Origin of the sequence: Pantoea sp. CFSAN033090, from assembly GCF_001264395.1 — a bacterium.
In the GTDB taxonomy this organism is placed as follows: Bacteria; Pseudomonadota; Gammaproteobacteria; order Enterobacterales; family Enterobacteriaceae; genus Pantoea; species Pantoea agglomerans.
In genome coordinates this window covers 89,724-105,767 of sequence record NZ_LGYX01000023.1, presented here as the reverse complement: position 1 = coordinate 105,767, position 16,044 = coordinate 89,724, and the positions used below count along the sequence as shown (strand labels likewise).

The 16,044-nt window shown below is 51.8% G+C and carries 10 protein-coding genes; 1 reads left to right on the top strand and 9 read right to left on the bottom strand.

What is annotated here, in order from left to right; all coding sequences use genetic code 11:
• Positions 1-7 precede the first annotated feature (7 nt).
• The 6 genes from AFL22_RS18500 to AFL22_RS18475 all read right to left on the bottom strand — a co-directional run bounded on the left by AFL22_RS18500 (position 8) and on the right by AFL22_RS18475 (position 7,864).
• Entirely contained in the window at positions 8-1,417 is a 1,410-nt protein-coding gene (locus AFL22_RS18500) for a sucrose-6-phosphate hydrolase (RefSeq protein WP_052271891.1), read from the bottom strand.
• Positions 1,417-2,787 carry a sucrose-specific PTS transporter subunit IIBC gene (locus AFL22_RS18495; protein WP_010256928.1) on the bottom strand — a complete coding sequence of 457 codons (1,371 nt, stop codon included), beginning with the start codon at positions 2,785-2,787 and terminating at the stop codon, positions 1,417-1,419. Before AFL22_RS18495 ends, AFL22_RS18500 begins: the two co-directional genes overlap by 1 nt.
• A 67-nt stretch (positions 2,788-2,854) precedes the next feature.
• Positions 2,855-4,390, bottom strand: coding sequence for a carbohydrate porin (locus AFL22_RS18490; protein ID WP_052271890.1), 1,536 nt, complete (start codon positions 4,388-4,390; stop codon positions 2,855-2,857).
• A gap of 157 nt (positions 4,391-4,547) precedes the next feature.
• Positions 4,548-5,474 (bottom strand): aminoimidazole riboside kinase, encoded by a 927-nt coding sequence (locus tag AFL22_RS18485; RefSeq protein WP_052271889.1) that lies wholly within the window; start codon positions 5,472-5,474, stop codon positions 4,548-4,550.
• Between the two features lie 219 nt (positions 5,475-5,693).
• A complete protein-coding gene (locus AFL22_RS18480; RefSeq protein WP_010671957.1) occupies positions 5,694-6,665 on the bottom strand; it encodes a ParB family protein in 972 nt (323 codons plus the stop codon).
• Positions 6,662-7,864 carry an AAA family ATPase gene (locus tag AFL22_RS18475; protein ID WP_010256940.1) on the bottom strand — a complete coding sequence of 401 codons (1,203 nt, stop codon included), beginning with the start codon at positions 7,862-7,864 and terminating at the stop codon, positions 6,662-6,664. The genes AFL22_RS18480 and AFL22_RS18475 overlap by 4 nt, the downstream gene beginning before the upstream one ends.
• 2,058 nt (positions 7,865-9,922) lie before the next feature.
• Here AFL22_RS18475 and AFL22_RS18470 point away from each other — a divergent pair.
• Complete coding sequence (locus AFL22_RS18470) at positions 9,923-10,996, top strand: RepB family plasmid replication initiator protein (protein WP_010256943.1); 1,074 nt, start codon at positions 9,923-9,925, stop codon at positions 10,994-10,996.
• A gap of 1,363 nt (positions 10,997-12,359) precedes the next feature.
• On the opposite strand, the gene AFL22_RS18465 is transcribed toward AFL22_RS18470, so the two are convergent.
• The 3 genes from AFL22_RS18465 to AFL22_RS18455 all read right to left on the bottom strand — a co-directional run bounded on the left by AFL22_RS18465 (position 12,360) and on the right by AFL22_RS18455 (position 15,992).
• A complete protein-coding gene (locus tag AFL22_RS18465) occupies positions 12,360-13,547 on the bottom strand; it encodes a diguanylate phosphodiesterase (protein WP_052271888.1) in 1,188 nt (395 codons plus the stop codon).
• A 250-nt stretch (positions 13,548-13,797) separates the two neighbouring features.
• Complete coding sequence (locus AFL22_RS18460; RefSeq protein WP_010671954.1) at positions 13,798-14,007, bottom strand: YdgH/BhsA/McbA-like domain containing protein; 210 nt, start codon at positions 14,005-14,007, stop codon at positions 13,798-13,800.
• A 200-nt stretch (positions 14,008-14,207) separates the two neighbouring features.
• Positions 14,208-15,992, bottom strand: a complete 1,785-nt coding sequence (locus AFL22_RS18455) for a GGDEF and EAL domain-containing protein (RefSeq protein WP_010256951.1) — start codon at positions 15,990-15,992, stop codon at positions 14,208-14,210.
• Positions 15,993-16,044 lie beyond the last annotated feature (52 nt).

The window sequence follows — 16,044 nt, the reverse complement described above, 5'->3', positions numbered from 1 at the left end:
CAAGGGCTTATTCTACCATGCAGCGACGTAACGACCAGTAGCGGGCCTGCAGTTCTGCGCGACCGCGCAGGGTTAGCATCGCCGGATGGTCCGGAAAATAACGGCTGCTCATCACCCCTTCCCCGTCGTTGATGAAGATCTCAACGCTGGAGTGGTCACACAGGATCTGCAACCGGCGTGCAGCCCCTGTCCAGTAACGATAGGTCCATTGACCCGATACCAGGCTGCGACGGGCAAGCCGCAGTTCATTCTGCTGCCACGTCAGGATCAGCGTATCGGCGAAATTGAGTTCTATATCGCCCAGGCTCTCCAGCTCAAGCTCCAGCCGCTGCGCGGCGATCGGCGGCGCGTCATCGGCGCGGCCCTGATAGTGCAGCTCCCTCTCCCGCAGCGCCTGCAGTTCTGCAATCGGCTGCTGACAGAGCCGGCCATTGCGGGAGCTCAGCTCGCGCAGACAGGTCATCTGATGGATCCAGTGATGCGCCACGGTTGGCTGGGCCATCTCTTCACCGTCTGGCGTTCCCATCCAGCCCACCAGCAGACGCCGGCCGTCAGCGGTCAGCGTGGTTTGTGGTGCATAGAATTCAAACCCGGCATCCATTTCGTTCAGCGGGCCATGCAGGTAGGCAGCCTGCTGATAATCCAGCGAGCCACTTAGCCAGGCGCAGGCGTGACTGTTCAGGTAGCGTTTCTCTTCAGGCATAACACCCTGCGGACAGCAGATCAGATACGTGCTGTCGCCGAGCATGAACATATCCGGGCACTCCCACATGTAGCCAGCGGCGTCCAGCCCGCCCAGTTCGCTGCCCGCAATCTCGCCGAGATTCTGCCATTCGCGCAGATTATCAGAACGCAACAGCAGCACCCTGCCCTGCAGCTGGGTATTCTGCGCGGCCAGCACCATGTACCAGTAATCTTCATGACGCCACACTTTGGGATCGCGAACGTGGCCGGTGTAACCCTCCGGTACGGCGATAACCGGACCGAGTTTGTCGAAACCGCCCGCGCTGTTCTGCTGCGCCAGACACTGCCACGCGGTGCGCGAACCATCATCAAACTTCACATTACCGGTGTAGATCAGCGTCAGTACACCGTTATCCTCTACCGCACTGCCCGAGTAACAACCGCTGCGGTCATACTCCTCGTCCGGCATCAGGGCGATGGGCTGATGCTGCCAGTGCAGCAGATCGGCTGAGCGCCAGTGTCCCCAGCATTTTTGCTGATGCGCGCACTCCAGGGCGTTCCACTGATAGAAGAGATGATATTCACCGTCGAAATGGATAAAGCCGTTGGGATCGTTAAGCAGCCCGGTTACCGGTGCCAGATGCCAGCCAGGGTAGTGGCTGTCGCTGAGCGCCTTTGGCATACCCTGCATCACCGCCTGCAGAATGGCGGCAAGACGTGTTGATGAGGCCATTATTCAGAATCCGTTTTGTATTTAAGCAGGTAAGAGATCACAAACGCAGTGGTAAACGCGATTGCGATGCCGATGACATAGTTGAGCAGAGAGCCCGCCTGGACAATCGCCATGCCCGGCAGACCGGTCAGCCCGACCGCAGTCATATAAACATGGACCGACACCACCCAGGCACCACCCAGCGCACCACCCACCAGACCCGCTATAAAGGGTTTCATAAAGCGCAGGTTAATACCAAAGATAGCCGCCTCGGTAATCCCCAGCAGCGCGGAAAACGCTGAAGGCAGCGAAATCGCTTTGATCTTCGCATCGCGGGTTTTAAACCATACGGCCAGACAGGCACCGCCCTGAGCCACGTTCGCCATCGCCCAGATAGGCAGCAGGAAGTTCACGCCGATGGAAGGATTGCCCAGCAGTCCGGCTTCGATAGCGTGAAAGCTGTGATGGACGCCGGTAATCACAATCACCGAATAGAGTCCACCAAACACCAGTCCTGCCAGCCAGCCGGCGTGCGCAATCAGCGTACTGAGAATAAAGGAGATGCCATCACCCAGCATACGACCCGCCGGACCGATAATCAGCAGCGCAATAAAGCCGGAGATAATTACCGTCAGGAACGGGGTCAGGATCAGATCCAGCGCATCCGGGATAACCCGGCGCAGCTGCTTTTCCAGCATGCTCATAAACCAGACCGCCAGCAGCACCGGGAACACCGTGCCCTGATAGCCAATCATCGCCACTTCAATGCCGAAGAAGTTCATGGTGTGGAAACCGGCGGCGACGCCCCAGGCGTTGGTCAGCGCCGGATGAGTGAGAATGCCGCCCAGCGTCGCACCAAGAAACGGGTTACCACCAAACTCGCGGGCAGCCGTAAAGCCAATCAGGATCGGCAGGATAATAAAGGCCGCCGAGCTGCACATATCCAGCATGATGTAGAGCGCATTTTCCGGATTGACCCAGCCGTAAGTTTTGACCATCCCCAGCAGGCCCATCAGCAGACCTGATGCCACAATCGCCGGAATGATCGGCACAAAGATGTTCGACAACAGGCGGGCGATGCGCTGGAAAGGGTTGAGCTTACGTGCGGCTATATCAGCGGCCTCAGATTTGCTCGATTCACTGATGCCCGCCTCGGCGATAAAGGCAGCGTAGACCTTGTTCACCACGCCGGTGCCGAAGATAACCTGAAGCTGGCCCGCATTGCGGAAGCAGCCTTTAACGCCCTCAATCCGGCCAATCGCGGTGGTATCCGCTTTTTCATCATCGGCCAGCACCAGCCGCAGCCGGGTGGCACAGTGAGCAGCGCTGGCGATGTTCTCTTTACCACCCAGCAGGGGCAGCAATGCCCGCGATATTTTTACATAGTCCATACACACCTCAATCTTGTTATGTTTTTATCCATCCTGATCTCTGGCCCCGGCATCCGGGGCCGCCCGGTCAGAACCAGGTTTCCATCTGTACGCCGAAGTTCCATTCGCCACCGGCATCGAATCCTTTACTGCCGAAAGCGTCGTCACTGGCATAGTTATCCAGCCGGTGATCCCAGTTCATCCAGGTTGCAAAGAGACGAATTTCCGGACGTTTGAGGAAGTCACCGACATCACCGGCTTTCAGGGTTGGCGCAACGGTGAATTTGGTAAAGCTGCCGCTGACCGCATTACGGTTGTTGTAGCCTTGGGGACGCAGATCCATGTACTGATAAGAGCCTTCATACTGCATCTCAAAGTTCTGGGTGATTTCCTGAATCAGCCGCAGGTTGACTGTCGCCCAGTCATAGCTGTCACCTTTGACGTAACGATCGTCACTACGCTGAGCCAGTAAAGCAGGTGCAATGTGCCAGCCACCGCCCAGCGGGGTAATACCGTAACTCGCCAGACGCCAGGTGTCCGCTTCCGGCAACAGTGCGCCATCAGAACCAATCGACTTCACCTCTGCGCCCAGTCCATGACCATAGAGCAGTGCAGTTTTCGACGTGCCTTCTCTCAGCCCATAAAAGCTGTCGTTATGCAGGCCAAGCAGCGCATGTACGCCGGTTTCTGCCGCATCGCTTTTGACTCTGAGGCCGTCGATGTCACGGCGATCGTCGTTATCCTTTGCCCGCATACCGCTGACCATCAGCTGTACCGGCCCGACAAAGTTATTCAGCGACAGGATGTAGTTCTGCGCAGTGTTTTCATTGTTTTCAATGTCGCCAAAGGTACGACCATAAAGGGAAATGTTACTGCGCGCCTGATCGCTCCATTTCATGTCGTAAATACCGGCACCGGTACCGGCAAGGAACACCACATCGGAGTCGATCCAGTGAATATCAAAGTTATCGCGATCAAAACGCTTACCGGCCCAGACCGTGGCGTTATCGAATGCGCCGCTGAAGGTGGGAAGCTGCCCGAGCTCGACAAACGCCTGACGCAGGTTGAGATCGCTGCTGGCGGCTGTCCAGTCGTTGTAGGTGCGCTGTCCATCGGCCAGCATCGCTTTGAAACGGGTGGTTGCGCCGTTGTCCAGCGTCTGTTTATGTTCAAGGTTGAGCTCAACGTAGGTATCCGGTTCATTACCAAGGCGACCAACGTGACCGCCGGTTTCCCCGGCAGGGGTAACGGTCGGGCCACCCTGAGTTTTGGCGGCCGAGCTGTTCATCAGCAATCCTGAACGGGCATAACCGTGGAACTCGAAGCCACCTTCATCGGCTGATTTTTGTTCCAGTTTCGCGGTGCGCTGCGCGACCTCAGCGGTGGAGTTTTGGGTCTGTTGTTGCACGGCAGCCAGCTGCTGTGCCTGCTTCTCAGCCATCTGTGCCTGTTTCTCCGCGACCTGTGCGCGGGTTTCCGCTGCATTCGCTCGCTGCTCGGCTGCCTGCAGTCGCTGCTCCATGGCCGCAAGGCGTGCTTCAATGCTGCTCATACTGGAGTCGGCCCAGACTGATGTGGAAAGTAATATCGTTGAGAGACTCACTGCTAACGTGCTTTTTTTCATTTTTTTATGTCCCTGAAGAGAGGCTATCATCACCGGATTTTTTGCTAAACCGGTTTAGGCGCAAATCATAGCCACGGGTAATTTCCCTGCGCAATGAAAATTGCTAAACCGGTTTAGTGATTGTGAGATAGCTCCCAAAACAGGGGCAATAAGATAATCAGCCTGGCAGGTCGTCCAGCTGGTGGAGCCGCGGAAGTGCTGTCATGGCCCCTTTAGCCGTGGTTGCCAGTGCACCGCAGCGTTGTGCACTGGTAAGGCAGATGGCCAGCTGCGATTCATCGGCAGGAAGACCCGACTTAGCCAGCCCCCAGAGTAATCCGGCCACGAAGGCATCACCTGCGCCCGTGGTGTCGATGCTGGCCACGGGCGAAGTAGCATAGTGGTATAGCTGGCCCTGATAGCAGGCGATCACACCTTCCCTGCCCCGCGTGACCAGCAATAATTTTATGCTGAATCGCACTGCCAGCTGCGGCATGGTGATAGCCGGTTCCTGATCCGGACAGAGAAAATTGAGTTCCTCGTCGGACAGTTTAACCACGTCCGCATGGCTCAGCGCCTCGTTCACCACCGCATGCAGCAGTTCCGGATCGGGCCAGAGGTCATGACGCAGATTTAAATCGAAACAGACATGCCCGCCTGCTGCCCGGATCTGCTCCATGGCAGTCAGGGTCGCCGTGCGTGAAGGTTCAGCTGATAAGGCAATCGAACAGCAGTGCAGCCACTCCCCGTGCCGGAATACGGGCAGGTCTTGCACCTCAAGAAACAGGTCAGCACTCGGCCTCACCATAAAGGTAAAGGAACGTTCGCCATGGTCATCCAATCCGACCACCACGGTTGAAGTGCGGTGCTGCGTATCAGCGATCATGTAGCGGGTATCAACCTTCTCTTCAATGAGCGTTTGCCGCATAAACTCACCAAAGGGATCATCCCCTACCCGCCCGATAAAAGCGCTGTTTCCCTGCAGACGGGCAACTCCAACGGCGACATTGGCGGGCGCCCCACCCGGACACTGCATCAGGCGACCCGGCATTTCGGGAAGCAAATCAACCACGGCATCCCCGAGGCACCATACGCGTACAGACATAAAAAACTCCTCTGATTAAACCTGATAGCTAAACCGTTTTAGCTATAGCGATAAACCGTGCTGAGTTCAAGTATTACCCTGCGGAAATGATGCGTAATTAACAGAAGTCGTTATCAGGCGAAGAGATAAGATGCGGATTGCACTGTCGGGAGGCCGGTGGAGGAAAGAATTAAAAAACCGGCACAGAGGCCGGTTCTGGTATCAAAAACGTAAAGAGGATTATTTTAATGTGGAGAGTATCTGTCTGATTGACGCGTCGATCTGTTCAGCAATCTCTTTTGGCAGACGGCTGAATTCATACTGCACAGTCCGCTTCTCATCATTAGTTTTACGACGCGCATAGGTATTAGCTGTGGTAAAGGTAGCCAGCTTTTCCGTCACCGTCTTGCTGACGGGTGCAGGTTTTTTTAACTGACGACGGGCGCTTTTAAAGCCGTTAAGAATCGCGCTCTTCTTCTCATCCGCATTGGCGCTTAGCAGGGAATCATCAGCTTTAAGCGTTTGCTTAATATCGCTGACCAGCGCGGTGACATCAACCGCTTCCGCTTTCGCCTCTTCCCAGACATCGAGCAGTAGCTGGTAATCCTGAAGTGTCAGCTCTGATACGACCGGAAAGAGTTCAATAAATTCAGCGGGTACGGCTGCGGCCTGGAACGCACGTGAGACCTTTGCGTTTGAGATGCCTTCTGCTTTAGCAATCTCTGTTTTGCTCATGCCATTTTCGTTCATCAGCATAAAGCGCAGGCCTAATTCACGCAGGTTATGCTCTTTTGCTGTCTGAATGTCCGCAGCCAGCTGACGCGCATCACTAAGGCTCAGTTCATCAGCGGTGACCAGTACTTCCAGACTGGCACCGGAAAGAATGCATGCGGCGCGGCGGCGCGAACCATCCATGATTTCAATCCGGTCACCGTTGACACGACCAATAGCCGGAAAAAATTGCTGCAGCGTAATAGTACGGGTGATCTCCTGAAGCGATTCCGGCGTCAGCGTGCTCTGGTCACGTCCGTTGATTTTTGGGTCAACGCTGGTTCTGGTTTCAATATCATCATGCAGGATTAGCTGGCGCACAAAGGTGGCCTTCGCGCCCGACTTCAGCGTAAATGTGCGCGACTGGCTGCTGCTGTCGATCATGTTTGCGATAGCAGAATCACCAAACTTGCGCCCGATGCGCTGTATAGGTTTGCTCACAGGGTACTCCTGATATATTCAATGCGGTCAAACACAGCCCTTGAGAACTGCTCGGCTTCATATTTAGCTTTGCGCAGAGCGTCCGCACTGCCCGGATAAGAGGAGGGATTGGCACTGATCACCGTATCAAAGGATTCACCGCAGCGCTCAAATCCATCCAGCCGCGGCAGGCTGCAGTCCAGCATCGATTTGGTAAACACTTCCCGGGCATAGCTTTGCGAAGTCAGATGATCGTGTTTAGAGGTCATTTTGGACATAAAGCCGATATTGGCTTTAAGCCGTGGCTCAATGCCTTCGGACTCAATACGCTCCAGCATTTCCGGCAGACGCGTCAGATACTTCATGGTGGAGTGGAAATCGACCTGTGCCGGAGGTGTCGGCGTCAGCAATACATCACTGGCCGCAATTGCATTCAGCATGAATGAATCAAGGTGAGGTCCGGTATCAAGGAAGATAAAATCGTAGTCACCCGCCAGACGATCAATCACGTTGCGCCGTAATACTTCCGAAGGCGCAACGCCTGGCAGATGCTCAGCAACCAGCTCTTCCCAGTCGCTTGCAACAAAACCATCGTCGATAGAAGCTGGGATCACATCAACGCCGGGCATGACAGTAGGTTTAATGAATTGCTTACGAAGCTGGTCTGCATCCAGATCGTTCAGCATCGCCTGCGCTGCCGTCTCCAGAACTGAACCGACACTGTTGGTATGGCTCAGGAACATCGTGCTTGATGCCTGTGGATCCAGGTCGATAACCAGAATACGCAGGTCATTATGTAACATAGAAGGATGTGCACGCATACCGTGGGCCAGCGTGACTGTGCTCACTGTTTTTGAGACACCACCTTTGAGGCTGACAACGAATACGACAAAGGGGCCATCGTGCCGATCGCGATATTTCGGTACTTTACGATGCTGATAGATGTCGACCACATTCTGGATAGTCAGGGCATATTGTGAGGTGCTGCCGGTCTGTTTTTTCCCAAACTGATAACCTGCTGCTTCCATATCACCAATTGCGGCGACAACAGCATGCTTACTCAGCAATGGCATGTTGGCGACAGCATTCCGGGAGAAGGTCTGGTAAAAACCGGTCTGGTTAAATTCCTGACGCTGCTGCTCAATATGGTTACTCAGTCCATGTAACATGGAATTGGCACGTGTGGCCATTTCCAGCACTCCACCATAATCACGCTTCATAAGCCCCTCTGCGTTAATGTTTTTTGCATACTACACAAAAAGCACATATCTGCCAATTTTTTAGAAAAATGCCAAAAACCTGGATTTTTTCTCCGCGATGGTGAGATGCAAGCAGCATTACTTTTGTGAATCACTGGAAAGTGAATCGCTCTGCTTTTTTGTCTTACAGGCTGGTTGAGACAGATAACTTAAAATGGCGACATTAAACGAATATTTTAAGGACTAATGATTCGGAGCGGTGCATTCCGATTCTGATAAATCATCTGCCAGTCTGCAGGTTGCTCGTTAAATTGTTTTCGTGTTTTTTTAATGGTGTTTTCAGCATGAAAATTCAATAAAAGTTATTATAAATCATTTAATTAAGCGTGAAATGGCCTGGTGAAAAATTTCCAGGATTAATGCACTTTCACTCAACATTTACTGCTGACGTAGAGTTTTACTCAGAAGCTATTACAGTGCTTTTGAACCTGAAGGAGTAGGCATAACGGTAAAGTGCGCAAGTAATCGTTACCGTTATCATTGCTAACTTAAGATCACTGCTTCCAAATCTATACCTTTTATGCCTTGTCATTATGTATCGTTCATAATCTGTGTTGCTGCCTGTCAACATAATGTCAGGCGTTTTCCGCATAGGGTTTTTATTGCAAGGCTTAATCCAGAAAAGAGAGGGATTTAATTCCCTTCATCATTATGTGATGTCACGAATCAAAATCATCGAAGAGTTAAGACTGCCGATTTAAGAGCATGAGTAGGAGTAGGAGTAGGAGTAGAGAACAGGCTTAATGCGGCAAGGCTTAGAGCAATATTAATTGGGGCAAGTCACCATAATGTAGCTATGCCGGACAGTCAGAATTAACGCTCTACTGTGCTTGATTCAGCTCCCGATACAATCTTTTCATCTTAATATCATTCTTACATTCCTGAAATTACTTCATTCACGCTAAGCCTATTTATTAGTTTAAGTTATTATGCCGAACGCATTTTTCTTACTGTCGTTCTTCCTGTTCTTCCTGTTCTTCCTGTTGTTCCTTCACTGGTGCCTTATTAACTTCTTCCGGGAAAGTTATTTTAAGTGCCTTTTTAGTATGTCTGACAGATTCTGAGTACTGACAAAACAAAGATATTACGTAAAGTAAGAATCTTATGGTGTTTTCATCATGAAAATAAAAAATAATCCATTATTTATCAAATAGATAGGCGATTAACATCATGGTGAGTTTTCTGTATTTTCACTGACCGATTTTCTGAGGCCTGATTTAAACTTATAACCCTAAAGATTTAATGGTTATAGGTGTATGCAACATTCCAGTCTTACCTATGATCAGCGTTAGATCGTTTTAGCAGTAAAAGACCTTCTCAGTCGTGCTTCTGATAAACCGCACATTCAGAACTGAAGGTGAAAATCACTTCTGACTGGGACTCTCAGCTAATTCTTTGTTTTGTGTGTTTTATCCCCGTTATCCACAGGCCAGATCCAATTGGTCGATCCTCAATAGATCAAATTGAGATCCTTAACAGATCCCTGCAGCGTCTGAAGCCTTGTGACACAAGGCCTGGAAGGGGGTCAGTAACCACTGTAGCGAGAAGAATAACCACTATAACGAGTATAACAACCACTATAGCGAGAAAAGCAACCGCGCTGGCGAGTACTCAACAACCACTATAGCGAGTAATTGGCCTGAATCGGTGTGCATAACCCTGATTATGCGTAGATGACGGCTTCTTCCAGGGTGCTTGCGATGAAAGAGTGAGATCCAGTAAAGGGGGAGGGCGGTGGCTCGACTCTTTTTCAGTTAGTTTTCTCAGGTTATCCACTGAATAGATCCAATAACAGATCCATTTAAGATCCTTATTAAGTTCCTTAAAGATCCCAGCACCGCCTCAGGCCACGGTATGACTACGTTAAAGCCGGGTCGCTAACCACTATAACGAGTAAAACAACCACTATATCGAGAGAAATAACCACTATGGTAAGTAGATTAACCGCTGTAGTGAGTGATAGTATCCACTGTATCGAGTAACAGCGGCTCTCGCCTGTTCACATCACGGATCTTCCTAATGCCAAGAAAAGAACCAGATATCCTGAACATAGCTGATGCGTTTAGCGAAACAGATAAACGTACAGGTGAAGTTGTTACTCTTACCCCCAACAGTAACAACACCGTCCAGCCGGTAGCATTGATGCGACTCGGTTTATTTGTTCCGACGTTAAAATCCACAGCGCGCAGTCAGAAAAACCAGATGAACGCCATGGATGTGACCCAGGATCTTAAACAGTTATCCCTGGTCAGGTCAGAAGGCTATGACAACATTAAGATTCTGGGTGCCCGCTTGGATATGGATAATGATTTCAAAACCTGGGTCGGGATCATTCGTGCATTCGCTACGCATGAGTGTCTGGGAGACACGGTAACGCTCTCTTTCGTTGAATTTGCCAAACTATGCGGCATACCCTCAGTGCGTCTCTCCTCGAAGCTCAGGAGCCGTCTGGATGCTTCGCTGACGCGTATTGCCTCTAACACCCTGACTTTTACCAGCAAGGGCGGAGAGAACTACACGACGCACCTGGTGCAGTCTGCGAAATACAGCATCAAGAAGGACACGGTAACGCTGCAGGCCGATCCCAAGATCTTTGAGCTGTATCAGTTCGACAGAAAGGTTCTGCTGCAGCTTAAAGCCATCAATGAGCTGGCACGCAAAGAGTCTGCTCAGGCGCTCTACACCTTCATTGAAAGCCTTCCGCCGAAGCCTGCGCCGATATCTATGGCGCGTCTGCGCGCAAGACTTAACCTGACATCGCGTGTGATTACCCAGAATGCCACCGTCAGAAAGGCCATGGAGCAGTTAAAAGAGATCGGCTATCTCGACTACACCGAAACCCGACGTGGCTCATCAGTCTACTTCTGGGTTCATTATCGTCATCCTAAGCTGCGCCCGGCCGAACTGCCGCTCAGTAAGTCAGGCCTGATCGATGATGAGATGGATGAGTTTGACGATCTTGATATTGATTCCGACGTAATTGACGTCAGCCTGCCTGAACCGGTGATTGAAGAGGATAGCAGTGAGCTGGTGATGGTCTCGCGTGAAGAAAAAGAGCTACTGAACAAAATCAGGAAGCAGAAGAAGCAATGACACGCTTTCTGCTAGCATGCTACTCCGCTTTCAATCTCTTATCGGGAACGCCGGGCTGAAACGCAATAACCACTGTAGCGAGTAACGTTACTCACTATAGTGGTTACCAGCACGACAGCAACATACGTAACGCCTGTCTGAACAGGGCTAATCGCGCTATTCATCACTCTCCATCGGCAGGACCTGAATTGAGCCCGGTGCTGTGTTTACTCTCTATAGTGGTTAGTCTCTCCCGGAAGAGCGGCCTCAAAAGCGTAATAGCCAGAATGAGACCCAATGTTCACTCGCTATAGTGGTTACTTACCTGATCACAGCACAGAAAGTACGCCCGTCATGAAGTATTCAAGCAGGCTGTGCAGGGGAATTGGTGTCATTACTCTACTCGCTATAGTGGTTATCTCCTCCGTTACCGCGCTTTTTCATCTCCGTTTTGTCCATCCAGGGTGAGTAAACTACTCGCTACAGTGGTTATCAGGTTGTTTTATCGCTAAAGCGTTCAGTTAATGATCAGATACTGGCGCTGATGAATGCGATATTCTCGCTACAGTGGTTGTTAATTGGGAGCAGAAATGAGGAGCTTACTCGCTATAGTGGTTGTTATTGTCACTGGCCTATGCTCGATATAGTGGTTACCTTAAATAGAGTAAGCACTCACTATCATTTATTGCACTGTCAGTAAAAGACTTCCTGTTAAATTGCCAAATTCCCACACCTAAAAATGGTTACTCGCCACAGCCGTTAAACGGTGTGCCGTGCTTCAGATTTTTGCAGTTAAAGAGCTTAGCTGCATTCATAAAAGTACCTTTGCGAGGACCCACACAGGGCGGATTCTGCAATCAAGGGTCAAAATTCATTGTTGAGAGGGAGATCGGTTTTTTACTCGCTATAGTGGTTATGACTGAATGAAACCGTACCTGGAGTACCTGAAACAAAGGCTAATGCGCCTTCGCGCTGCAATTTAGAAGGACGGATGACGATTTACTTGCTCTGCTTACTCGCTACAGTGGTTTCCGAACCCTGAATATCGTTACTTTACTCGCTACAGTGGATAGGCGATGAAGTTTGATCCTAAAGAAGGATCCGCCACTGATTTGCTTACTGGAAGAGTTAAACAGGTAACTTTACTCGCTACAGTGGTTATCAAATAGAGCTAAGCCAGAATGAGTACAGAGATTAAGGTATGGCCGGAACCATCAGGAAGGCGCTGCCGTTATCCCTGTCACAAGAACGGGTCCGATGGGGGCGCGGGGGAGGGGAGGTGTTTAGCGGGGCCGCTGCGGCTTTGATACTGCTCTGCAGGACATCGGTGAAGAAAGCGGCCTCGCGCTGACGTACCGCTTTATCACCATTGGGACAGAGAGTGTTACATCGCCTCCCGGTATTCCGGCCAGGCAACGGATTGTGCTTCATAGCGCCCTGCGGCTGCGAACAGCGTGCCCTGGAAGTTGATCACACCTGCAGCCTCCAGCCACATCCACTCTTCTGCCTGTACGATCCCTGCTGCGATGACGGTAATTTCCAGCGCGGAACAGCATTTAATAATCGCCTGAACCACCGCCTGCTTTGGCCCACTGCGATGAACATCGCGGGTGATACCGGCATCAATACGAATGCGGTCGGGCTGAATGTGAGTCAGCAAGGACAATCCCGCGGAGCCGTCACCAAAATTGTCGATCGACAGACTGATTCCGACCGCTTTTAGCGCGCGTACGGCTTCAGCGAACGCTTCCAGCTGCGAGATCACTGCGGTTTCACTTACGCCAACTACAATCTGCTCAGGAACCAGTCCCGCCTGCTGAATAGCGGTCACAATATGATCGACGGCATTGGGTATCACCACCAGCGTCATAGGCAGCAGGCTGACGTACAGTGTCATACCGTCCGGGCAGACCAGGCCAGCATGGGAAAACGTCTTTTTCACGGTTTCCAGATCGTTAACATAAAGCTGATCGCCTGAGGTGTCGTCGTTGGGAGCAGGTCGCAGAGTGGTCGCTTCAATCGCTGTGACCTGACGAGCGAGGGGATCCACCACCGGGCGGAAGCTGACGCCTTCTGTCTCCGGACGGGAGTCCGGCACATCATTGTGCTCAGAAATAAACTCCCAGTAACCCGGCGGGAGGACCTCGTAGTAGTTCTCTTTCTCACGAGACTCTACAAACGTGCGCAGGAATTGCAGTGCCCGATCATCATAGGTCAGACGATATTTTGACGTCCCTTTATCCAGCACGGCCTGCAGGAGCGATGAGCGATCGTGTTCACGCAGGTCAAAGAGTGCCATGCCCGCATTACCAAAGCGGCGGTAAGGCGCATAGTCGCGCATCAGCTCCACCACATTGTGGTGCCGTCGATCTGCACAAATTCTCTGATAGACTGCCTGAATGCCCGCTTCCGGACCCTCAAGCAATTGAAAAAAATGGGTACCGTTAAATAATAATATGCCGGTCACGTCGTGAGCCGCATTTATTTTGCTGGCGTTGTCGACCATTGCGGGCAGGGTTCTGATGGGAAAGTCATCTGAAATATGGCTGCGGTATATTATGGTAGTCAGCATGTGCAGCTCCGTTTTATAAGATTGTTGCGCACACGCTAGCATTGTTCAAAAAATGTTTCATCTCTCCTTATTCACTGTCGCACAGACTGCACCACGGCAGGTGACAATAAGCGAAACGGCAAATTGTGGGGCACGGTTCCAACAATCGTAATGGGATCAGAGACGCTGAACCTGAGCAGACGAACTATGCTTCCTGCATAATAAAAAAGGCCGCCGTAGTGGCAGCCTCATCGTATTGAAGGGGTAAATGTTATTTGATCAGTTCAGCAGAGACATAAGCACGATTATCAACGCGTGCGCCGGTAATTTTATAGGATGCGCCTGCATCTTTGGCCTGTGCCGCGACTTTCGCTTCAGCAGCATCCAGGGTAGACGCGGTAGCGGTAATAGTCTGGGCAAAACTACCGAATGAAATCAGAGAGAGTGCGGTAACAGCAACGAAGTTTTTGATGGATTTCATGGTCAATTCCTTAGCGTATTTCAGTCAGGGAGAGGCGTTTTGCCTCGATGGAATGAATGATAGGCGCGATCTCGCCAGACTGATATAGCTAACTTTTGCTGATATTGATCAAATATTTTGAATTATTACCATGGGGGGATATCAGAGATCGTTCAGATCGCTGAAAACGCAATCTGATATCAGATTGCGCCAGCTCCAGATTAATGACACTCGCCACGCAGCTTCCAGTGCAGCCAGTGATCCAATGCTTCTTCGTTCAACGGCTTCGAATAGAAATAGCCCTGAGCCTGATCGCAGCCATACTCGGTCAGGGATGTTACTGCATCCGGACACTCAACCCCTTCTGCCACCACGGTATAATCCAGCTCTTTAAGCATGGCGATGATGCTGCGTGCAATGATGCGTGAAGCCGTGTCAGAGGAAAGCTCACTGATCAGGGAACGATCCAGCTTAATCACATCAAGCGGCATGCGACGCAGATAACTGATATTGCTGTAGCCGGAACCGAAATCATCGAGTGAAATAGTGAATCCTCGTGCTCTGAGCATCTCCAGCCCGCGCAGGGCGGTCGGGCTTTCAAGGATACGTTCGGTTTCCAGACATTCGATTCCCAGCAGAGAGGTCGGGAGCTTAGATTTGACCATCTTACTTTCCAGCGCTGAAGCGAACCCCTCGCGCGCAAAGTCACGTACGCTGACGTTTATCGTTAGCGGCAGCTGGATGCAGTTATTCCTCAGCCGGCTAAGGCGCTCAACCGCCCGATCGATAATCCAGGCTGTCAGCACAGAGAGCAGATCGGTCTGCTCAGCCAGCGGGATAAAGGCGGCAGGTGAAAGCTCGCCCCGGCTGGGATGTTGCCAGCGGATAAGCGCTTCCAGACCCACGGGTTTACCACTTTGCAGGCAAATTTTCGGCTGATAGACCATATATAGCCCGGTGTTCTCGCGTAATGCCGTTTTAAGATCGGTCATCAGCAGGAAATCTTCTGAACGCTGCGTTTCAGCCTCAGCGTCAAAGCGCTGAGAGGGCAGTCCGCGGCCGACCGCTTCATGCAACGCACTGACCGCACGGCCTAATATTTCAGATGCTGGCATGCTGCCAGCGACAAAGTCAGCCTCACCGGTATGGGGAGTCAGCGCGACCGACAGACCTTCATCCATGTCCGCACTGATACCTTCCAGACGACCGGCTACCCACGCGGCACTGAGTCGGCTATCCGCTCGGGTCAGGATAGCAAAGCGGCCGGTGGCCACCGTATAGATCATCTCCCCAACCGCCGGACGCAGGCGCAGCGGCAGCAGAGTGGCCATATCTTTCAGCAGGCTCTCAACCGGGCTCATTCCCATGGTGCGGGCCAGTTCATAAGCGCGCGACATATCGATGCAATCAATCAGAACCAGACGGCGTGGCGTGGTATCGCCGGCAACGGCAAGATATTGCAAATCACGTATCAGGCGCTGACGGTTAGGCAGCCCGGTCACCGGATCGGTAAAACCCGCCGAGTGCCAGGCTTCAAGAAAGGACATTACCAGCGTAGAGAGCAGCGTTAAGGTCGTCACCTGGTCACTGGGAAACGCATGCGGCTCGGTGTCGGTCACACATAGTGTGCCCAGAATAATGCCATCGCGTGTTTTCAGTGGCACACCGACATAAAAGCGGATAAAGGGTGAGCCAGTGATCAGGGGATGCGTGACAAAACGCGCATCGTAATAAGTATCAGGGACGATCACCGCACTGTCGCTATCAACCACGTGTCGACAAAGTGAATCCGCACGCGTTGAGCGTTGCAGTTCAAAATTGTGTGATGCCCGAACGGTCTGGAACTCATCATCCAGCACCGATATAAAGCTGCCCGGGATACCCAGGGCCTGACTGGCTAGCCGGACAAACTTCCGGAGAACTTCATCGCGGCTTTCATCAGGGTCGCGCAACGCCTGTAAGGCGCGGCTGCGGCGCTCATTGTCGCCGTTTAAATTGTTTAACATGTGTGTAGAACCCCCGCACCGGCTGATTACGGAGCGAAAAAAGAAAACTGTC